Raw genomic sequence first — 21,374 nt, 5'->3', positions numbered from 1 at the left:
TTCGGTCGGAACACGAAAAGGAGCGCCACGCGCGCTCATGTCTCGGTCGCGCACCGCGTCGCCTGCCACGCCAGCAGGCGCCACTGCCCCTGCTCATGGGTATGGACGGCCGTATAGGCAATCGGAAACACCAGCCCGCCGTTGTTCGTTTCCATCTCGATCAATGCGCGCCCGGTGACGACGCAGGTGGCGTCGCCGACGGGCAGCAGGTCCTGCGACTGGATTTCGATCTGGCGATAGCGGCGGCGGCCGGCGACGATGGCGTCGATGAACTGCTGCTTGGTTTCGCGTTTGCCGTTGGTGTGCACGAAGAACACCTTGTCCGACAACTGCGCATCGAGCGCCTCGCCGTCCCCGTCGACCATCGCCCGGAACCGCTCGCGCTCGAGTGCGCGAATCGCATCGACAACCTTCGCCATCGCCTGACTCCTCGGCAACGCGCCCGCCGTGCGCGGGCGTGCGGATCAGAAGTTGTACTGCACGTAGAACTGGTGGAAATTTATACCAGGATTCGGCTCTTTGATACCCGCGTTAGACACATGTTCAAAACGGTAGCCAACCTGATACTGTTGCCGTTGGCCGAACTGGACGCCGACGCCCGCGGTCGGTGCGAACTGGAACGCGGTCGACAGCGAGAAATTGTTCGAGATCGTCGGGTGCGTGAGCAGCCGGACGCCGCCGCCGGCCTCGATATACGGGCGAATCTCGCCCGCGCTCTTGATGAAGCGGAACATCGGTGTCACGCCGAATTCGCCGATGTTGCCGTGGACGTTGCCGCCCGTGTGCCAGTAGGCCGCGTGCCCTTCGACCACGAACGCGAAGTGCCAGCCGCCGATTTCCCACCAGTTCCAGCCCGGATCCCAGACCACCCCGAGATCGCCCTTGTGGATCCCGTGCCGATCGGAAAACCCGCCGCCCGCCTGGATCCCCCACCGATCCGCGAATGCGGCCCCCGATCCACCGAGCAGCGACGCCGCCAGCAGCGCATGCAGCGCAACCCGGCTACGGGGCCGGCGATTCTTCTTATTGTTCATCTGACACTCCAACTTTGCGGGTTGAATGGAGCCCTGCCGCAGCGGCCGGGCCCGAGCGAACTGAATGGTATGGTAAAGGACTTTTCGGGTCGGCATCACGAACCGAAATTGTTTGCTTCCAAAACGACAAAAATCGAAATCGTCTACCGATTACCATCAGAAACAATGGCTTACGGAACTTCTCGTCGTCCGCTCGGTCGCAAATTAGACTATCGACTCGACTGATTCGATAGAAAACCGGGAACTTGGATGCCCACGCGCCCTCTAAGGAATTAGCACTCGGATGACGGGAGTGCTAAGATTGGCCTCGGAATCTCATCCGAGACCAGGGGTTTGTCCCTGATTCCAAAGGAGTTTTTTAGTGAGCCATGCCCTGACCCTTCCGAACACCCTGAGCCCGACGCCGGCCAAGGCCGAATCGGCAGGCTCGCTGGCGCTCGCAACTCAATCGATGTTGCCGGGCCAGCTTGGCAACATCGACGCGTATATCCAGGCCGTCAACCGGATCCCGCTGTTGACCGCCGAAGAGGAACGCCAGTACGCGACCGAATTCCGCGACGACAACAACCTCGACTCGGCACGCCGCCTCGTGCTGTCGCACCTGCGGCTCGTCGTGTCGATCGCGCGCAATTATCTCGGCTACGGCCTGCCGCACGGCGACCTGATCCAGGAAGGCAACATCGGCCTGATGAAGGCGGTGAAGCGTTTCGACCCGGAGCAAAACGTCCGCCTGGTGTCGTACGCCATTCACTGGATCAAGGCCGAGATCCACGAGTACATCCTGCGCAACTGGCGCATGGTGAAGGTCGCGACGACGAAGGCGCAGCGCAAGCTGTTCTTCAACCTGCGCAGCCACAAGAAGAGCATGCAGGCGATGACGCCCGAGGAAATCGACGGCCTCGCGCAAGAGCTCAACGTCAAGCGCGAAGACGTGACCGAAATGGAAACGCGCCTGTCGGGCGGCGACATCGCGCTCGAAGGGCAAGTGGAAGACGGCGAGGAGTCGTACGCGCCGATCGCCTACCTGGCGGATTCGCACAACGAGCCGACCGCCGTGCTCGCCGCGCGTCAGCGTGACTCGCTGCAGACGGATGGCATCGCGCAGGCGCTCGAGGCACTCGACGCACGCAGCCGCCGGATCATCGAGGCGCGCTGGCTGAACGTCGACGACGACGGCTCGGGCGGCTCGACGCTGCACGATCTCGCGGCCGAATTCGGCGTGTCGGCGGAACGCATCCGCCAGATCGAAGCGAGCGCAATGAAAAAGATGCGCACGGCACTCGCCGAATACGCATAAATCCGCGAGTTAGAGCGTTTCACCCAAAACCGCTGCCCGACCGGCAGCGGTTTTTTTTCGCCTGTCGATTTCGCCGCACGCCTCGCTTATTGACTGACCATATTGATCTGGTATCAGGCGGATTCCGTCCCCTTCCGCATAACCTTGATCTACCTCAAGATTCATCACGCAATTCGCGACGGTCTGCCGCAGCGCAGCACTCGGCATCGGAAAGCCGGCATCTTAAAATTGGCACGTCGGCTTAAAAGGATTAAAACCGCTTTACCGCCGTCATAAAATCCAACGTAAAGTCGCCCCAAAATTCAACGCAAATCGATTCAGGATAATTGCCTTGATCTCGATCAATAAAGAGCCTGCGGCGCCTCCCCCGCGGGCCGACGGCACGCCCGGCTGGCGCGCGCGCATCGGCGCGTGGGTTCGCGGGCCGACCCTCGTGCGCGACATCACGCTGGTGCTGATCGTCAAGCTGATCCTCCTGATGTCGCTCAAATACGCATTCTTCAATCATCCGCAGGCGGAGCACATGTCGCTGCCGCCCGCCGTCGTCGCCGAGAAGCTGCTCTCGGTGCCGGCGCCTGCATCTACCGAGGGAGACCACCATGATAAGTAGCGAAGTCGTCGATCTGTCACGTCTGCAGTTCGGCATCACGGCGCTCTACCACTTCCTGTTCGTGCCGCTGACGCTCGGCCTGTCCTGGCTGCTCGTCATCATGGAAGCCGTCTACGTGATGACCGGCAAGCAGGTCTACAAGGACATGACCCAGTTCTGGGGCAAGCTGTTCGGGATCAACTTCGCGATGGGCGTGACCACCGGCATCACGCTCGAATTCCAGTTCGGCACGAACTGGTCGTACTACTCGCACTACGTCGGCGACATCTTCGGCGTGCCGCTCGCGGTCGAAGGCCTGATGGCGTTCTTCCTCGAATCGACGTTCGTCGGCCTGTTCTTCTTCGGCTGGAACCGCCTGTCGAAGGTCAAGCACCTGATGGTCACGTTCCTCGTCGCGCTGGGCTCGAACCTGTCCGCGCTGTGGATCCTCGTCGCGAACGGCTGGATGAACAACCCGGTCGGCGCCGAGTTCAACTACCAGACGATGCGCATGGAGATGACGAGCCTGTTCGACGTGCTGTTCAACCCGGTTGCTCAGGTGAAGTTCGTGCATACCGTATCGGCCGGCTACGTGTCGGCGGCGATGTTCGTGCTCGGCGTGTCGTCTTGGTACCTGCTGAAGAAGCGCGACGTCGACTTCGCGCTGCGCTCGTTCGCGGTCGCGGCCGGCTTCGGCCTCGCGGCCACGCTCTGCGTGATCGTGCTCGGCGACGAATCCGGCTATACGACCGGCGAAGTGCAGAAGATGAAGCTCGCCGCGATCGAATCCGAATGGGAAACGCAACCGGCGCCCGCGTCGTTCACGCTGATCGGCATCCCGAACCAGGCAGAACAGCGCACCGACTACGCGATCAAGATCCCGTACGCGCTCGGCCTGATCGCGACGCGCTCGATCGACGAACCGGTGATCGGCCTGCGCGAGCTCGCGAAGCACAGCGAAGAGCACATCCAGAGCGGAATGGTCGCGTACGGCGCGCTGCAGAAGATCAAGCAGGGCGACACGAGCGACGCGACCCGCGCATTGTTCGACCAGCACAAGCAGTATCTCGGCTACGGGCTGATGCTCAAGCAGTTCACGCCGAACGTGACGGACGCGACGCCGGAGCAGATCAAGGCCGCCGCGAAGAAGACGATCCCGCCGGTGGCGCCCGTGTTCTTCTCGTTCCGGATCATGGTGGCCCTCGGCTTCCTGTTCGTCGCGACGTTCGTTGCCGCGTTCTGGTTCTGCGCGCGCCGCGAACTGCTGCAGGACAACCGCCGCTGGTTCCTCCGCTACGCGGTATGGGCGATTCCGCTGCCGTGGATCGCGATCGAATTCGGCTGGATCGTCGCCGAGCTCGGCCGCCAGCCGTGGACGATCGCCGGCGTGCTGCCGACGCATTTGTCCGCCTCGAGCCTGCAGCCGAGCGACCTGTACCTGAGCATCGCCGGTTTCATCCTGTTCTATACCGCGCTGTTCGTCATCGAGATCAAGCTGATGTTCAAGTACGCGCGCCTCGGCCCGTCGTCGCTGCACACCGGCCGCTATCACCACGAACTCGCCGCTGCCGGCAAGCGTGCCGCGGTTTGAGCACGCTCTCGCAACGGAACAAGGAATCGCTATGGACTATGCAACGCTCAAGCTGATCTGGTGGGTACTCGTCGGCGTGCTGCTGATCGGCTTCGCCGTCACCGACGGCTTCGACATGGGCGCAACCGCGCTGCTGCCGTTCCTCGGCAAGACCGACGACGAACGCCGCATCATCGTCAACACGGTCGGCGCGACCTGGGAAGGCAACCAGGTGTGGCTGATCACGGCCGGCGGCGCGATGTTCGCCGCTTGGCCGCTCGTCTATGCGGCGTCGTTCTCCGGCTTCTACTTCGCGATGCTGCTCGTGCTGTTCGCGCTGTTCTTCCGGCCGGTCGGCTTCGACTACCGCAGCAAGCGGCCCGATCCGCGCTGGCGCGCGGGCTGGGACTGGGGCCTGTTCGTGGGCGGCTTCGTGCCGGCGCTGGTGTTCGGCGTCGCGTTCGGCAACCTGCTGCAGGGCGTGCCGTTCCAGTTCGACAGCGACCTGCGCGTGACCTATTACGGCAGCTTCTGGGCGCTGCTGAACCCGTTCGCGCTGCTTTGCGGGCTGGTCAGCCTCACGATGCTCGTCGCACATGGCGCCGCGTTCATCAAGATGAAGACCGACGGCGTGATCGCACGCCGCGCGTCGATCGCGCTGCGCGTGTCGGCGTTCGTCGCGGTCGTGCTGTTCGGGCTCGCCGGCGTGCTGGTCGCGTCCCACATCGGCGGCTTCCACATCACCCATGCCGCGCCGAACGACACGGTCGCGAACCCGCTGCTGAAGGACGTCGCCGCCGGCTCGGGCCTGTGGCTCGCCAACTACAGCGAGTATCCGTGGATGATCGCGGCACCGGTGGCCGGCATCGCCGGCGGCCTGCTCGCGCTGCTGCTCGCGGGTTCGAAGCAGGAAAAGACGGCGTTCTTCTGCACCGGCCTGATGATCGCCGGCGTGATCCTGACCGCGGGCTTCTCGATGTTCCCGTTCATCATGCCGTCGTCGCTCGACCCGCGCAGCAGCCTGACCGTGTGGGATTCGACGTCGAGCCACATGACGCTGCAGGTGATGCTGTTCGCGGTGATCGTATTCCTGCCGATCATCCTGATCTACACGAGCTGGGTGTATCGCGTGATGCGCGGCAAGGTCACGCACCAGACGCTCGAAGAGAACCAGCACTCGCTGTACTGAACCCGGCCGGGGCGCGCACGCGCCCTCGCCCCCCGTTTCAAAAGGAGTCGGACCATGTGGTATTTCAGCTGGATTCTCGGTATCGGCGTCGCGCTGTCGTTCGGCATCGTCAACGCGATGTGGCTCGAAGCGCGGCAGAAGCCGCAGGAAGCGCCGGCGCGCACACGCCGCGACTGATACCTGACGCATGCGCGGCGGGCGATCGAGCGCCCCACCCGAATAAAAACGGCTTGCGACGCATCGCAAGCCGTTTTCGCTTTAGCGACCGGCGGCCCGGAACCGCTACGCGGATCGGACCGCCGTCATCGGATCAGGCCGGTTGCGCGGCCGCACCGCCGCCCGTCGACGGCAGGCGCGCACCGAGCTGTTCGGCATAGCGTGCCGACGCGTTGCCGCAGACGATGTGGAACGTGTCGGGCGACACCCAGGCGACGTCGAGCGCGCCGAGGCGATTGCGATCGACCGCCGATGCGTCACGCACGACGACGCGCAGACGCGTGGTCGCGATCGCGTCGAGCGATGCGACGTTGGTCGCACCGCCGAACACCGCGAGCCAGCGCAGCGGATCGGGATCGAGCGGACCAGCCGCCGCGCCCGTGACCGGCTGCGCGGCCGCGGCCGTGGCCGTCGCTGCCGCACCGGTCGCGCCGCTGCCGATCGCCGAACGCATCTCGTCGGCAATGATGTCGGCCTCGGGCCCGATGATCACCTGCACGCTGTTGCCGCCGCGCTTGAGCACGCCGCGCGCACCGATCGACTTCAGCGCCGGCTCCGACACCTTCTCCGGATCGACGACGGTCAGGCGCAGGCGCGTCGTGCATGCGTCGACGACCGTCAGGTTGCCCGCGCCGCCGAGCGCCGCGATGTAGCGCTGCGCGCGCGGTGCGACAGCCGCCGCGCCAGCCGCCGGTGCGGCGAAACCGCCCGCTGCGTACGACTCGGCTGCGGCGTCGGCCGACGCCGGTTCACGGCCCGGCGTGGCCATGTTGAACTTGCGGATGAAGAAGCGGAACAGCCCGTAGTACGCAACGCCGTACGCGATGCCGAGCGGAATCGCGATCCAGCCCTTCGTCGACAGCCCGTAATTCAGCACGTAGTCGATCGCGCCGGCCGAGAACGTGAAGCCGAGCTTCACGTCGAGCAACTGGCAGATCGCGAGCGACAGCCCGGTGAGCACCGCGTGGATCACGTACAGCACCGGCGCGAGGAACATGAAGCTGAATTCGATCGGCTCGGTCACGCCCGTCAGGAACGACGTGAGCGCCATCGAGAACAGCAGGCCGCCGACCATCGCGCGACGCTCCTTCGGCGCTTCGTGCAGCATCGCGAGACACGCGGCCGGCAGGCCGAACATCATGATCGGGAAGAAGCCGGCCATGAAGGTGCCCGCGGTCGGATCGCCCGCGAAGAAGCGGTGCAGGTCGCCGTGCACGATCTCGCCGCCGGCCGGCGGCGTGAAGTTGCCGAACACGAACCACGCGAGCGAGTTGATGATGTGGTGCAGGCCCGTGACGAGCAGCAGGCGGTTCAGGAAACCGAACACGAACGCACCGATCGCGCCCGCGGTCGTGAGCCACTGGCCGGCCGCGTCGATCAGATGCTGGACCGGCTGCCACACGTACCCGAATACGATCCCGAGTATCACGCACACCAGCCCCGTGATGATCGGCACGAACCGTTTGCCGCCGAAGAACGCGAGGTAGTCGGGCAGCTTGATGTCCTTGTAGCGGTTGTACAGCAGGCCCGCGACGACACCCGCGATGATCCCGGACAGCACGCCCATGTTCAGCTTGGGATCGATGTCCTTCATGATCGCGGTTTCGATCAGGTAGCCGATCGCGCCCGCGAGTGCCGCCACGCCGTTGTTGTCCTTCGCGAAACCGACCGCCACGCCGATCGCGAACAGGAGCGGCAGGTTGTCGAAGATCGCGCCGCCGGCGTCGGCGATCATCTTGATGTTGAACACATCCGGCTGTCCGAGCCGCAGCAGAATGCCGGCAACCGGCAACACCGCGATCGGCAGCATCAGCGCCCGGCCCAGGCCCTGTATCTTCAGAAACGGATTCCCGTCCATTCAGTCCTCCAGTCCATGTCTCGTCATTAATCGTCGTTGAGTGAATTGCTTTCGGGGTGAAACGGGTCGCGCGAGCGCCGTCGACGTTCAGTCGAGCGGCCAGACCTCGCGGCTTGCTGCCCTTACCGCCTGTGCCGAGTCGAGTGCGAGCAGATCCTGCGCACGCTGGCGACACAGCTGGTAATCGAGACGGCGCACGCGCGCCTTGATGCCCGGCACCGACACCGGGTCGACCGACAGTTCGGTCACGCCGAGGCCGACGAGGATCGGCACCGCGAGCGGATCGCCGCCCAGCGCGCCGCACACGCCGACCCACTTGCCGTGCCTCGCCGCACCGCGCACCGCGATGTCGATCAGGCGCAGCACGGCCGGATGCAGGCCGTCGGACTGCGCGGCCAGATCGGCCTGGCAACGGTCCATCGCGAGCGTGTACTGCGTCAGGTCGTTGGTGCCGATCGACAGGAAATCCGCGTGCTGCGCGAGCTGGTCGGCGAGCAGCGCCGCCGACGGCACCTCGATCATCGCGCCGACCTCGATCGGCTCGGTGCGGCCCTGCGCCTGCGCGAATTCGTCGATGCGCTTGCGCAGCCGCACGAGTTCGCCCGCATCGGTCACCATCGGCAGCAGGATGCGCACCGCGCCGAACGGCTTCACCGCGAGCAGGCCCTGCAGTTGATCGTCGAGCAGATCGGGGCGCACCTGCGCGAGGCGGATGCCGCGCAGGCCGAGCGCCGGGTTCGGTTCCGGCGGCAGCGTCAGGTAGTCGACTTCCTTGTCGGCGCCGACGTCGAGCGTGCGGATGATCGCGGTGCGGCCCTGCAGCGCGTCGACGATCGACTGGTAGCTCTGCTGGTGTTCGACGACGGTCGGCGCGGCCTGGCGATGGATGAACATCAGCTCGGTGCGCAGCAGGCCGACGGCGTCCGCGCCGTTGTCGACCGCGGTGTTCGCGTCGTCGAGCGTCGCGATGTTCGCGGCGACCTCGATCGCGCGGCCGTCGGTGGTCGCGGCGGCGGCGCCGGCCGTCTGCCGGTTCGCTTCGCGCACGCCATCGAGGCGCTGGCGCTCGTGGCGCGCGCGTTCGACGTCGAGTGCGGTCGGCGCATGTTCGAGACGGCCCGCGCTCGCATCGACGACGACCTGCGTGCCGTCCGGAATCGCGTACAGTGCGTCGCCGACCGCGACGAGCGCCGGAATGCCGAGCTGGCGCGCGATGATCGCCGCATGCGACGTCGCGCCGCCGCGTGCCATCACGAGCGCGGTCACGCGCTGGCGATCGAGCGACGACAGGTCCGACGGCGTGAATTCCTCGGCGGCGAGCACGGCCTCGCCGGGCAGTGCGCGCGTCGCGCCGCTCGTATGGCCGAGCGCGCGCAGCACGCGCTTCTCGATGTCGCGCAGGTCGGCCGCGCGCTCGGCGAGCAGCGCGTCGTCGAGCCTCGACAGCGTGTCGATCTGCGTGCGGATCGTCGCGCGCCACGCGAAGCCCGCGCTCTTGCCGAGGCTGATCTGATCGCGCGCCGCATCGACCAGTGTCGGATCTTCGAGCAGCACGCGATGCACCGCGAAGATCCCCGCCTCGCCGACCGCGCCGCGCGCCGATGCGTTGCGCACCGTTTCGTCGAGTTCGGCATCGACCGCCTTCAGCGCCTGGTCGAGCCGGCGGCTTTCCGATGCCGGCGTGCCGGTTGCCTGTTCGGGCGGCACGATGTCCGCATCGTCGAGACGCACCAGCGTGCCGACCGCGATGCCGGGCGCCGCGCACACGCCCGCGAGCGTGTTCGGGTCAAGTGCCGCGCCGGTGTTGTGCACGACCGGCTGCGGTGCCGGCGAACGCAGCCGCGCCGGCTTCTCCTCGACTTCGCCGTGCGCTTCGCGCAGCAGTTCGTGTTCGACCGCGTCGACGGCTTGCTGCGCATGCGCGCCGCGGCCGATCAGTTCGATCGTCGCGCCTTCGCCGGCGCCGAGGCCGAGCAGGCCCACGACGCTCGCGATCGACGCCTTGCGGCCGTCGAACTGCACGTCGACCGTCGCATCGAAGCCGCGTACGGATTCGCGCGCCCGCGCGGCCGGGCGGGCATGCAGGCCGCCCGGTTGCGTCAGCACGATCTCGCGGCGCACTTCATTCATCGCCGCCGCGCCGGCCCGCGCCGCTTGCGCGGCGGCTTCGCCCTTGCCGCGCAGCGTCAGGAGCGCCGTCTCGCCGGCCGTCGCGAAGCCGCTCGCGCGCTCGACGACGTCGAACGCGTCGGAGTTCGCAATCGCGATCACCGACACCAGCGAATGCGCGCTGCGCGCGACCGTGTCCTGATCGAACTCGATCAGCAGGTCGCCCGCCGCGACGCGCGCGCCGGCTTCGACGTGCGCGGTGAAGCCCTGCCCGTTCAGCTCGACGGTGTCGATGCCGATGTGCAGCAGCACTTCGGCGCCTTGCGGCGTCGTGATCGTCACGGCATGGCCGGTGCGCGCGAGATGCGACACGACGCCGGCGCACGGCGCGACGAGCCGGCCCGCGAGCGGGTCGATGCCGATGCCGTCGCCGAACATCCCGCCGGAGAACACCGGATCGGGCACGTCGGCCAGCGCGACGATCGGCCCGGTCAAGGGGCTGAGCAGGACGATCGGATCATGGGTGGAACTCTTCAACTGGGACTCCTCGGCGCGTCTCATCGGCTGTCTCGGCTATCAGTGCGTTTCGGTGACTTTGTTCAGGTGGCGCGGCGTGTCGGGATTGCGGCCGCGCGCGACGGCGAGATCCGCCGCCATCACGTAGAACGAAAGAATGGCGGCGATCGGGTCGAGCGCCGAATGGGCGGACTGCGCGAGCGGCAGGGTCGCGCCGGGCGTGCCGGCGGGTGCCGCGAGCAGCACGGCGGCGCCGCGCGCGCGCATGTCCTGCGCGAGCTGCAGCAGCCCGGCCTGCTCGGGCCCCGGCGGCGCGAACACGAGCAGCGGATAGTCGCGGTCGATCAGCTCCATCGGGCCGTGACGGACCTCGGCGCTCGAGAACGCCTCGGCCTGGATGCCGGAGGTTTCCTTCAGCTTCAGCGCGGCTTCCTGCGCGATCGCAAGGCCCAGCCCGCGGCCGATCACGATCATCCGTTCGATGCCCGCGAGCGCGGCGACGGCCGGCGACCAGTCGAGCTGGCCGGCTTGCGCGAGCACGTCGGGCAGGCCGCGCAATGCGGCGATCAGCGCGGCGTCGCGCTGCCAGTGAGCAACGATCTGCGCGGACAGCGACAGCATCGCGATATAGCTCTTGGTCGCGGCGACCGACAGTTCGGGGCCGGCCAGCAGCGGCAGCTGGTGCTCGCACGCGTCGGCGAGCGGCGACGGCAGCACGTTCACGGCGGCGACGGTGCGTGCGCCGGCTTCGCGCAACGCGGCCATCGTGTTGACGAGGTCGGGGCTCTTGCCCGACTGGGAGAACGCGAGCGCGAGCTGGTCCTGCACCTTCAGTGGCGCCTGCTGCAGCGTCGCGACCGACATCGGCAGCGACGCGACGGGCACGCCGAGGCGGCTCATCGTCAGACTCGCGAAATAGCTGGCGGCGTGATCCGAGCTGCCGCGAGCGACCGTCAGCGCGACGGCCGGCGGATGGTCGAGCAGTTGGCCGGCGAGCGCTTCGACGCGCGTGGTGTCGGCGAGTTGCGCGGCGACGACCTGGGCGGACTCGCGCGCTTCCTTAAGCATATTCGACAATCGATTCTCCTTCGACGTAGGTCGCGGTGAGGTTCAGGTCGCGGTCGAACACCGCGAGGTCGGCCCATGCGCCGCGCGCGAGGCGGCCGCGATCGGTGACGCCGAGATAGTCGGCCGCATAGCGCGACATCCGGTTCGATACGTCGGCGATCGGCAGGCCGAGCGACACGAGGTTGCGCAGCGCCTGGTCCATCGTCAGCGTGCTGCCGGCGAGCGTGCCGTCGGCGAGCCGCACGCCGCCGAGGCACTTCGTCACGTGCTGGCTGCCGAGCCGGTATTCGCCGTCGGGCATGCCGGTCGCGGACGTGCTGTCGGTCACGACGTACAGGCGCGGGATCGCGCGCAGCGCCGCCCGGATCGCGCCCGGATGCACGTGCAGCAGGTCGGGGATGATTTCCGCGTATTCGGCGTGCGCAAGCGCCGCGCCGACGAGGCCCGGGTTGCGGTGATGCAGCGGCGACATCGCGTTGAACAGGTGCGTGAAGCCGCACGCGCCGTGCTTGAGCGCGGCGACGGCGTCGTCGTAGGTCGCGAGCGAGTGGCCGAGCTGCACGCGCACGCCGCGCGCGGCCATCTCGCCGATGATCTCGATGTGGCCGGCGATTTCCGGCGCGAGCGTGACGACGCGGATCGGCGCGATCGACAGGTACTTCAGCACTTCGTCGAGCACGGCCGACACGGCCGCGTCCGGCTGCGCGCCGAGCTTGCCGGGGTTGATGTACGGGCCCTCGAGGTGCACGCCGAGCACGCGCGCGCCGCCGGGCGTACGGGTGCGCGCGACCGTGCCGAGGTTCGCGACGACCTGCATCAGCTCGTCGCGCGGCGCGGTCATCGTCGTCGCGAGCAGGCTCGTCGTGCCGAACTGCGCGTGCGTGCGCGCGATCGTCTGGATCGCATCGCCGCCTTCCATCACGTCGGCGCCGCCGCCGCCGTGCACGTGCAGGTCGATGAAGCCAGGCAGGATGTACGGCGCGTCGTTGTTCGCGGGATCGGCGGGCGTGCCGTCGAGCGTGGTGATGCGGCCGTTCTCGCTGTGGAGCGAACCGTGAATCCAGCCGTCGGGGGTAAGGATGTTGCCAGTCAGCATGACGTTTCTCTTGATGATCCGGTGACGCGGATATCCGCGTCGCGATTTGCAAATCCGGTGCGACGCGTTACGCTCGATTGCGTTCCGTTGCGTGTCGCCGCGGGTGGCGCGCGGGCAGTCTCGCGCGTCAGCGTTTCAGTTCGGCGACGAAGTCGTAATAGTCGTCGCGGCAATACGTTTCGCTCACTTCGATCGCGCGCTGGTCGGCGCCGTAGCCGATGCGCGTGATCACGAGCAGGGCCGAGCCCGGCTTCACCGCCATCCACTTCGCGATCTCGTGCGTCGCGTTCGCCGCGCGAAAGTGCTGCAGCGCGCGCACGACGGTCATCCCGCGCGCGTCGAGGTATTCGTACAGCGACGCGCCGAGCACCTGCGGATCCGGCACCACCGCGGCCGGCAGCGTCGAATGTTCGACGGCCATCACGATGCCGTCCGCGCGGCGCAGCCGTTCGAGCCGCGCGACCGTCGCGCCCGGCGCGAGGCCGAGGCGCGTGATCTCGTCGCGGGTCGCGGCGCGCAACGTGCGCGACAGCCACACCGAATCGGGCAGGAAGCCGCGCTGCTGCATCTTCGCGGTGAAGCCGACGAGACGCGACAGCGGATCGGCAACCCGCGGCGTGATGAAGCTGCCCGCGCCGCGCGCCCGCTTGATCAACCCCTGCTCGACCAGCAGCGCGAGCGCACGGCGGGCCGTGATCCGCGACACGCCGACCGACACCGACAGCAGCCGCTCCGACGGCAGCGCCTCGCCGGCCCGCCATGCGCCGGCGTGAATCGCGCTCGCCAGGTTGCGGGCGAGCTGCAGATACAGCGGCGTGTCGTTGACGGGATCGGGCGCCAGTTCGGACCAGCCGGTTTCCATGTGCCTCCGGGTGTCGGACGACGGTCTCGGACCGTCGAAAGTGAACGCATTATATAACCACCATAATACCAGTCAACGAACTGGTATTAGCGATGCGGAAATCGCGGGAAGCCTTGCCAGGCAAGCGGTTTAGTAGCCAGAAAGCCTTTGTTTACAATGCGATGCGGGATAGGGATTTACCCGGATTGGTATCCGGGGGGACAGTTCCAGTGCCGGATCTGCCGGCCTTGGAGGGCTGAAAACGATACCTGGATAGGACCAGTTAAACCGACTGGTATGCATCGAGCGGCAACGCGCGGGCGGCGGGCCGGCGCGCTGCGTCAGTGGAATTCGCGGCTCGATGTGCGCAGGCCGCCGAGCAGCGGCGTCAGATCCTCGAAGTGCTGCACGACGAGGTGCCGCACGTCGCTCGCGACCTGCCACACGCCCGACGCGGCGAGCAGCCGCGAATCGAGGGTTTCGCGGCGCTGCCGCGCGAGCAGCTCGGGCCGGACGATCAGGTTCACGCAGCCCGTTTCGTCCTCGAGCGTCATGAACATCACGCCTTTCGCGGTGCCCGGCATCTGCCGCGCGGTCACGAGCCCGCACGCGCGCGCGAGCCGGCCGTCGGGGCGGTCGTGCAATTCGGCCGCGGACGACAGCCGCCGCGCGCGCAACGCGGGCCGCAGCAGCGCGACGGGGTGGCGGTTCAGCGTGAGGCCGGTGGTGTGATAGTCGGCGAGGATGTCGTCGGCTTCCGACGGCGCGCCGAGTGCCGGCTTCTCCGCTTCGTCGATCGTCGCGGTCGCGAGCAGGTCGCGTTCGGGTGCCGCTGCAACCGCTTGCCACAGCGCATCGCGGCGATGGCCGGCGAGCGTTGCAAGCGCGTTCGCGGCGGCGAGCGCTTCGAGATCGCGCCGTTCGAGTTGAGCGCGGCGCGCGAGGGTGTCGACGTTGTCGAACGGGCCGGCCGCCGTGCGTGCGGCTTCGATGCGGCGCGCGGCAGCTTCGCCGAGGCCGCGCACGAGCGACAGGCCGAGCCGCACGGCCGGCTGGCCGTGCGGCGGCGGCTGGTCGGGCAACGCTTCGAGCGATGCTTCCCAGGTGCTTTGCGTCACGTCGATGGGCAGCACCTGCACGCCGTGGCGCTTCGCGTCCTGCACGAGTTGCGACGGCGGGTAGAAACCCATCGGCTGGCTGTTCAGCAGCGCAGCGAGGAAGATGGCCGGTTCGTGGCATTTGAGCCAACTGCTGGCGTACGCGAGTTTCGCGAAGCTTGCTGCGTGGCTTTCGGGGAAACCGTAATCGCCGAAACCCTTGATCTGTTCGAAGATCTGCTCGGCGAAGTCGGGCGGATAGTCGCGCTCGCGCATCCCATCGACGATCTTGCGGTGATATTTCTCGAGATTGCCCTTGCGCTTCCACGCGGCCATCGCGCGGCGCAGTTCGTCAGCCTCGCCGGGCGTGAAGCCTGCCGCGATCATCGCGATCTGCATCACCTGTTCCTGGAAGATCGGCACGCCGTATGTACGCTCGAGCGCCGGCTTCAAGTTCTCCTTTGGATAACTGACCTTTTCGATTCCCTGGCGGCGTTTCAGATAGGGATGCACTGCCCCGCCCTGGATCGGTCCCGGCCGCACGATCGCAACCTCGATCACCAGATCGTAGTAAGTCCGCGGGCGCAAGCGCGGCAGCATCGACATCTGCGCGCGCGATTCGATCTGGAACACGCCGACCGTATCGGCACGGCAGATCATGTCGTAGGTCGCCTTGTCATCCTGCGGAATGTGTTTCAGCGTGAACGGTTCACCATCCGGCTCCGGCGGCCCGCGCCACGCAGTGCGCATGTCGAATGCGCGATGAAGCGCCGACAGCATGCCGAGCGCCAGCACATCTACCTTCATCAGCCCGAGTGCTTCGAGATCGTCCTTGTCCCACTGGATCACGCGCCGTCCGCCCATCGCCGCGTTCTCGACCGGCACGAGCCGCGTGAGCTTGCCGCGGCTGATCACGAAACCGCCCGAGTGCTGCGACAGGTGGCGTGGAAAGTTCAGCAGCCGCGCGGCGAGCCGGGCCCACGCCAGGATGAGCGGCGTCTCGGGATCGAGCCCGAGCATCGAGAATTGCTGCAGCAGGTCGCGGCTGCCGTCGAACCAGCGGTGCGCTTTCGCGACGCGATCGACCAGCATCGGATCGACGCCGAGCGCCTTGCCGGTTTCACGCAGCACGCCACGCGGGCGATAGGTCGATACGGCGGCGGCGAGTGCGGCGCGGTTGTGCCCGTATTTTTCGTAGATATGCTGAATCACTTCTTCCCGGCGCTGATGCTCGAAGTCGACGTCGATGTCGGGCGGCTCGCCTCGCTCCGCGCTGATGAAGCGTTCGAACAGCATCGTGCTCTGCTCGGGATTCACCTCGGTGATACCGAGGCAGAAGCAGACGACCGAGTTCGCCGCCGAGCCTCGCCCCTGGCACAGGATGTTCCGGCTGCGCGCGTATTTGACGATGTCGTAGACGGTCAGGAAGAATGGTTCGTAGCTCAGTTGCGCGATCAGGTCGAGTTCATACCGGATCTGCTTCGCCACTTTCTCCGGAATGCCGTTCGGATAGCGCTCGGCCGCCCCTGCCAGGGTTTCCTGTTCCAGATAGCGCGTCGGCGTGAGCCCTTTCGGCACGATTTCGTCGGGATACTCGTAGCGCAGCGAGTCAAGTTTGAAATCGCACGTATCGAGAATCGTGCAGGTCTCCTCGATCTCCGCCGGCGAATACAGATTCCCGATCCGGTTCCGCGCGCGCAAATGCTGTTCCGCATTCGGCGCAAGCGCATACCCGCATTCGGAGACCGGCATTCCGACGCGAATCGCCGTCATCACGTCCTGCAGTTCCTTGCACGAGCGCCGGTGCATCGTCACGTCGCCCAGCGCGACGATGCGCACGCCACGCCGCTCACCAGCCGCACGAATCTCCTCGCGCTGCGCACCGTCCAGCGCGCGCTGCAATTGCACGAGCCCGAGCCGCGCACGCTCGCCGAACGTCGTGCGAAACCACGCGACCTGCGCATCGAGTACATCAGCACGCACCGGATACGTCGGCACGAGAATCGCGCAGCAGTCAGGCATGCCGCGCAAGTGTGCAAACTCCGCTGGCGGCGCCGACAGCATGCGCGACGTCAGCTTGTAAGTCCCCTTCGGCGCTTCCATCCGCCGCCACGAGATCAGCTCGGACAGATTGCCGTAGCCTTCACGATTCTGCGCAAGCAACACGAGCCCGAACGCACCGGGGCCGGGATCGTGGCCGGGTGCGACTTCATCCGGCGTGACGTCGAAATACGAACCGATGACGAGCGGCAGCCCTTTCGCCTTCGCCGCGACGTGCATGCGCGGTGCACCGGCGAGCGAGCATTCGTCGGTGATCGCGATCCCGCGATAGCCGAGCTCGACCGCACGCTCGACCAGTTCCTCCGCATGCGACGCGCCATGCAGGAACGAAAAGTTCGAACGACAGAACAACTCCGCGTAATCGGGCAGCCAGCTGAATTCCGCAACCATCTCCGTTCACCCGAACAGGCCGTGCAGGAACCAGCGCGGCTCGGCCTCGCTCCCCGCACGCGCCTTGAACACCCAGTAGCATGCACCGGCCTCGTCCTGCGCGACGCAGTAATCGCGCGCAGCGAGCTGGCCATCGAACCACCCGGCCTCGATCCGTTCCACCGACGACATCATCCTCAGCGGCGTATGAAATACCGGACGCTCCCCATGCATCAACAACGGCAGCGGCTCCGCCAGCAACCACGCGGGCCTCGGCGGCACGGCCGGCGGCCCGGCAGCCGGCTTGCCGGCCTGCGCGTCGAGCGGCAGCCAGCGGTTCGCGGCCTCGGGCCGGTGATCGGCGACGGGCGCCGCGCGCAACACGTTGTCCGCGCCGAGCCGCGCGACCAGCAGCTCGAACAGCCGCGCACGCGTCTCGCGCGTGCCGCCCGGCTCGGGGAACAGATCGTCGGCCGGCGGCGCGACCGATTCGACGCGCGTGGCCTTCAGGCGCACCGCGATCACCGCGGCCGGCAACTCCACGCGCGCGAGCCGCTCGCCGAGCAGCCGCATGAAGTGCGCCTCGTCGCGCACGGGTGCCGCGAATGCGAGTTCGAGCGGCGTCGGCGGCACGGCCTGGCGGCCGCGCTCGTGCTCGAGATCGAACGTCATCGCGGCCAGTGACAGGTGCCGCGCGGCCAGCCAGCCGCAGAGCTGCACGACGAGCCGCCGCGCAACGAACAGCACGGCTTCCGCGTATTCGACGCGCTCCTGCAGTTCGAGCCGCACGTCGAACACCGGCGGCACCGCCATCCACGCAAGCGGCTCGACCGCATCGCCATACGCGCGATCGAGCGCGGCCAGCAGCGCGGGACCGCAGCGGCGCTGCAGCCCCGCGCGCGGCAGGCCGCGCAGATCGGCGAGCGTGCGGCAACCGAGGCCGTCGAACCAGCCTGCATATGGACGCGCGTCGGGCAGCAGCGCGCATGGCAGCCGGTCGAGCACGCGCACGAGCGACGCTTGCCCGGCGACGCGGCGCCGGATGCGTGCACGGGCCGACACGCGCGCAAGCAGCCACGCGCCGCCCCCGGTCGGTGCGGCAGACAGGCGCGCCGCATAACCGAGCGCCGCGAGCGTCGCACGTACCTGGCGGCACAGCGACGGCAATCCGCCAAACAGGCGCAGGCTCGGGCCGACATCCACGATCAGCGTGGCTTCGTCGTCGAGCGCGACGCACGGCGAGAAGCGCAGCAACGCGAGCGCGACCGCGCGCAGCGCATCGGCCTCGCGGGCGGGATCGCGTTCGACGAGCTGCGTGTGCGGCGCGAGCGTGAGCACGCCGCCGCGCTTCATGCCCGCGCGCACGCCCTGCCGGCGCGCGGCTGCGTCGGCGATCAGCACGACACCCTGCTCGAGCACCGCACGGCCGGCGTCGCCGGCCTCGCCGTCAGACGGAGGCGCGACGCACACGTCGAGCGGCAGGCGCGGCAGATGGATGCCGAGCAAGACGCGCATAGCGACTCTCCACGATGGGCGACGGCAGGTCGAGCACGAGTGGCTCGCTGCGGGCGGGGCCGCGCCGCTTGACGATGTCGAGCGACACGCCGCCCGGCACCGGGTACAGCGCGACCCGCAGCACGGCCGGCGACGGTTGCCGCTCGGCCGACAGCGGGCGCAGCATCACGAACAGCGTGTCGCCCGTGCGCGCGGCCGCGAGATGCAGGCGCCGCAGCGCATCGGGCCGCGCGTCCTGCCACAGCAGCAGCGCGCCGCAACAGCCGGTCTTGAGTGCCTGCTCGGCAGCCCACAGCGCATCCGTGCGGCTGCCGGCGCGCAGCCACAGCAGCGCGTCGGCCGGCACGCCGAGACTAGCGAGCGCGGTGGCATGCGGCGACTGTGGCGGCGCGACGAGCGCGAGCGGGCGCCGCGCGCTGACGGTACGCGCGAGCGCGGGCGCGAGCAGCCGCATTTCGCCACAGCCCGGCTGCGCGGCCAGCAGCTCGACGAGCCCGCCGACCGGCCAGCCGCCGCCCGGCAACTCGGCGGACAGCGATGCAAAGCCCGTGTCGATCGTGCGCGGGCCGCCACGCGCGAGCTGCGAGCCGCGCCACAGCGACGGATGAAGGGATTCGGGAGAAACGGAGGATGCGAGCATGACGCCACCCACAAGTCGGGTAGCAGCGACGCATTGCTGCGCCGCCGCCCCCTAAGAACCGTACGTGCGAGTTTCCCCGCATACGGCTCAAGCCTCTATAAGGCCAGTGATTAAACCAACCCGGCGGCACCACGTACCGACCGGCCTATGTACCTGCTTCATGGCAGCGTGCAGACTAGCTGCGGCCGTTGCCCTTGCGACGTGCCCGGGAGATCCGACTTCGAATCGCAGCGCGCTGCGCAAAGTAGGTGTACCACTCACGATCGTAGGGATTGGCGTCCGATTGGACTTTCGGATGTCGTTCGATGGGTGTACTCGCCGCTGTCCGGAGAGACCGGAGGATAGGGCGTCCGTTATCGTCCACATGATCAGTGGCGACGGCAAATACCCATTGCCTTAGCCCAATCCGATGAAAGTAACGTTGCCGCACCCATTCCGCAGGCTTCTTGGGATGGCGTCGCTTGGCCCATTGCCATATTGCGTACCAGATATGGCTGTCCACGCGGGTGAAGGCTTCCTGTGCAACGACGTGACGGTGGTACATTGCCCAGCCGGTGATCACAGGATTGAGGGCGTCGATCAGCACGTCCTGCGGTGCTGGTCTTAGCCTTCGGATGATGTCTCGAACCTTTTGCAGGAAGGACTGCACGTTCTTCCGCGCCGGCTTGATAAGCAGTTTCTTGCCGTATCGCCGGACGTTCTGGCCAAGGAAATCATAGCCTTCCGTCAGGTGGGTGATCTTCGTCTTCTCCGGGGCGAGTTCCAGTCCTCGAGATGCAAGAAACGTGGTGACTGCCGGGGTGACTGTGTCCTGCAACACTTCCCGACTCACTCCAGTGATGACGAAGTCGTCGGCGTATCGCACGAGATTGACCTTGTGAGCTACGCGATGTGACGGATATTTGAAAACGGACGATAAAACCTTGTCCAGCCCGTTCAGCGCAAAGTTGGCGAGCACAGGGCTGATGATGCCGCCCTGTGGCGTCCCTTCGGTCGTCCTCGCGAATACACCGTCCTTCAAGTAACCGGCCCTCAGCCATTTCGCCAACACGGCCTTGTCCGTCGGCACGTGCTTTAAGAGCCACGCATGGTCGATGTTGTCGAAGCAGCCGCGGATGTCCGCTTCGAGAATCCACTGCGCCGAGACCCGTGCGCCCCGGTCTTTTGGGTTGCCGTGGTATCGGGCGTTCATGAAGCATTGCGCTATCGCGTCATGGGTAGATCGCTCTTTTCGGAATCCATAGGATTGTCCATCAGAGATCGTTTCGGATACGGGGTCGAGGGCGAGCAGGTGAAGGGCCTGCATCGCCCGATCTCGCATCGTGGGGATGCTCAGCGGGCGCAGCTTGCCGGTACTCTTGGGTATATAGATACGCTTCAGCGGCAGCGGTTGATACCCACACCGCGTCAGCGAGCCTATTGCCATGTATTTGGCATCCGGGGTCGACCAAAGCACTTTGTCAACGCCCGGTGTACGTTTGCCTTGGTTTTCCGTCACTCGTTTAACGGCTAACGCTTTGCCGTAGAACGAGGTGGTCAGTAGCCGTTGCAGAGCCTTGACCCTGTTCCAGCGACCGGCCTGTGTCGCCTTCACGATACGCGCTTGCATTCTTTTGACCATGGCGTGGGCCGCGTCCCAGTCGATGCTGTGCCACGACGTACCTTGGTCGGCCAGTGCACACGTTGACAGCCCGTTCATTTGCTTTCTCGCCTTCAAAGATTACGCAAGTTATCTCGTGATGAGAGACCAGTTGGAAGTCTGCCCACTTTCGTGTCGAGCGATGTTTCAGCTCGTATCCCGGCCATTACGGCCTGGCGTTCGCTTTCTCCAACCTCCTTTACCCGCTCCGCCCGCAGCCTCCCTCGCGGTTGGCCTGCCCCTGGGGGCGACGAGATGGGCTTACCCTGTTCCGCTGTCGCAACGGGATGACGACGGTTTCCTCTTTACGCCGGCGACACCGTGGTCTGCGTGCATTCACCACAGACTGAATGCACCCGGTCGCGTAGCTTTTGCCCTCAGCCTGTCAGCATCTTTGGCTGGACTGTAATCACGACGCTTGCGAGAATTCACTTCCGTTAACCGTGCCACCCGAGCCCTTCCGGCTCCCGCGTCGATGCTTGCAGGTGTCGCCTTCGCCTCGCGGCTCGGGCTAGGCCTTGCGGCCCCAGTCGTTGTCCTCGATGCTCCGCACCCCGCCGTTACCAGCGACGCACGATCGAGTAGGCTACTGCTGGCAGAACAGCAGGTCCCGTCCAATTGCTATTGGCGAGACAGTTGTGATAGCGACTTTGCAGGTCGCGCCTGTATG

General features: G+C 66.7%; 16 protein-coding genes. 5 read left to right on the top strand and 11 right to left on the bottom strand.

What is annotated here, in order from left to right; all coding sequences use genetic code 11:
• Nucleotides 1–35: 35 nt before the first annotated feature.
• The gene (locus ACTJKF_RS26945; protein WP_440627640.1) at nt 36–419 is read right to left on the bottom strand and encodes a nuclear transport factor 2 family protein; all 384 of its coding nucleotides are present in this window, start codon (nt 417–419) and stop codon (nt 36–38) included.
• Nucleotides 420–464: 45 nt separating this feature from the next.
• Nucleotides 465–1,034, bottom strand: coding sequence for an acyloxyacyl hydrolase (locus ACTJKF_RS26940; RefSeq protein WP_440627638.1), 570 nt, complete (start codon nt 1,032–1,034; stop codon nt 465–467).
• Between the two features lie 361 nt (nt 1,035–1,395).
• On the opposite strand from ACTJKF_RS26940, the gene rpoH reads away from it, so the two are divergent.
• The 5 genes from rpoH (at nt 1,396) to cydX (ending at nt 5,856) form a co-directional block, all read left to right on the top strand.
• Entirely contained in the window at nt 1,396–2,331 is a 936-nt protein-coding gene (gene rpoH, locus ACTJKF_RS26935) for an RNA polymerase sigma factor RpoH (protein ID WP_440627636.1), read from the top strand.
• Nucleotides 2,332–2,662: 331 nt separating this feature from the next.
• Entirely contained in the window at nt 2,663–2,941 is a 279-nt protein-coding gene (cydP, locus tag ACTJKF_RS26930; RefSeq protein ID WP_440627634.1) for a cytochrome oxidase putative small subunit CydP, read from the top strand.
• Nucleotides 2,931–4,511, top strand: a complete 1,581-nt coding sequence (locus tag ACTJKF_RS26925; RefSeq protein ID WP_440627632.1) for a cytochrome ubiquinol oxidase subunit I — start codon at nt 2,931–2,933, stop codon at nt 4,509–4,511. Before cydP ends, ACTJKF_RS26925 begins: the two co-directional genes overlap by 11 nt.
• A gap of 31 nt (nt 4,512–4,542) precedes the next feature.
• Complete coding sequence (cydB, locus tag ACTJKF_RS26920) at nt 4,543–5,679, top strand: cytochrome d ubiquinol oxidase subunit II (protein ID WP_440627630.1); 1,137 nt, start codon at nt 4,543–4,545, stop codon at nt 5,677–5,679.
• A 54-nt stretch (nt 5,680–5,733) separates the two neighbouring features.
• Nucleotides 5,734–5,856, top strand: coding sequence for a cytochrome bd-I oxidase subunit CydX (cydX, locus tag ACTJKF_RS26915; protein ID WP_440627628.1), 123 nt, complete (start codon nt 5,734–5,736; stop codon nt 5,854–5,856).
• 133 nt (nt 5,857–5,989) lie between these two features.
• Here the strand turns inward: cydX and nagE are convergent, their stop codons facing one another.
• The 9 genes from nagE to ltrA all read right to left on the bottom strand — a co-directional run bounded on the left by nagE (nt 5,990) and on the right by ltrA (nt 20,764).
• A complete protein-coding gene (nagE, locus tag ACTJKF_RS26910; RefSeq protein ID WP_440627626.1) occupies nt 5,990–7,753 on the bottom strand; it encodes an N-acetylglucosamine-specific PTS transporter subunit IIBC in 1,764 nt (587 codons plus the stop codon).
• A gap of 87 nt (nt 7,754–7,840) precedes the next feature.
• Nucleotides 7,841–10,423 carry a phosphoenolpyruvate--protein phosphotransferase gene (ptsP, locus tag ACTJKF_RS26905; RefSeq protein WP_440627624.1) on the bottom strand — a complete coding sequence of 861 codons (2,583 nt, stop codon included), beginning with the start codon at nt 10,421–10,423 and terminating at the stop codon, nt 7,841–7,843.
• Between the two features lie 15 nt (nt 10,424–10,438).
• Nucleotides 10,439–11,446 (bottom strand): SIS domain-containing protein, encoded by a 1,008-nt coding sequence (locus tag ACTJKF_RS26900; RefSeq protein WP_440627706.1) that lies wholly within the window; start codon nt 11,444–11,446, stop codon nt 10,439–10,441.
• Nucleotides 11,439–12,542 (bottom strand): N-acetylglucosamine-6-phosphate deacetylase, encoded by a 1,104-nt coding sequence (nagA, locus tag ACTJKF_RS26895; RefSeq protein WP_440627622.1) that lies wholly within the window; start codon nt 12,540–12,542, stop codon nt 11,439–11,441. The genes ACTJKF_RS26900 and nagA overlap by 8 nt, the downstream gene beginning before the upstream one ends.
• Before the next feature lie 127 nt (nt 12,543–12,669).
• On the bottom strand, nt 12,670–13,404 hold the full coding sequence (locus ACTJKF_RS26890; RefSeq protein WP_440627620.1) for a GntR family transcriptional regulator: 735 nt from the start codon (nt 13,402–13,404) through the stop codon (nt 12,670–12,672).
• A 320-nt stretch (nt 13,405–13,724) separates the two neighbouring features.
• A complete protein-coding gene (locus ACTJKF_RS26885) occupies nt 13,725–16,931 on the bottom strand; it encodes an error-prone DNA polymerase (protein WP_440627619.1) in 3,207 nt (1,068 codons plus the stop codon).
• A gap of 6 nt (nt 16,932–16,937) precedes the next feature.
• Nucleotides 16,938–18,425 (bottom strand): Y-family DNA polymerase, encoded by a 1,488-nt coding sequence (locus tag ACTJKF_RS26880; RefSeq protein ID WP_440627618.1) that lies wholly within the window; start codon nt 18,423–18,425, stop codon nt 16,938–16,940.
• Nucleotides 18,358–19,065 carry a translesion DNA synthesis-associated protein ImuA gene (imuA, locus tag ACTJKF_RS26875; protein ID WP_440627615.1) on the bottom strand — a complete coding sequence of 236 codons (708 nt, stop codon included), beginning with the start codon at nt 19,063–19,065 and terminating at the stop codon, nt 18,358–18,360. Before imuA ends, ACTJKF_RS26880 begins: the two co-directional genes overlap by 68 nt.
• Before the next feature lie 175 nt (nt 19,066–19,240).
• Entirely contained in the window at nt 19,241–20,764 is a 1,524-nt protein-coding gene (gene ltrA / locus ACTJKF_RS26870) for a group II intron reverse transcriptase/maturase (protein WP_440621833.1), read from the bottom strand.
• Nucleotides 20,765–21,374 lie beyond the last annotated feature (610 nt).

The sequence above is a fragment of the Burkholderia sp. 22313 genome, assembly GCF_052045245.1.
Lineage (GTDB): Bacteria > Pseudomonadota > Gammaproteobacteria > Burkholderiales > Burkholderiaceae > Burkholderia.
The sequence above is the reverse complement of the archived record's forward strand: the minus strand, read 5'-3'. Positions and strand labels throughout refer to the sequence as shown.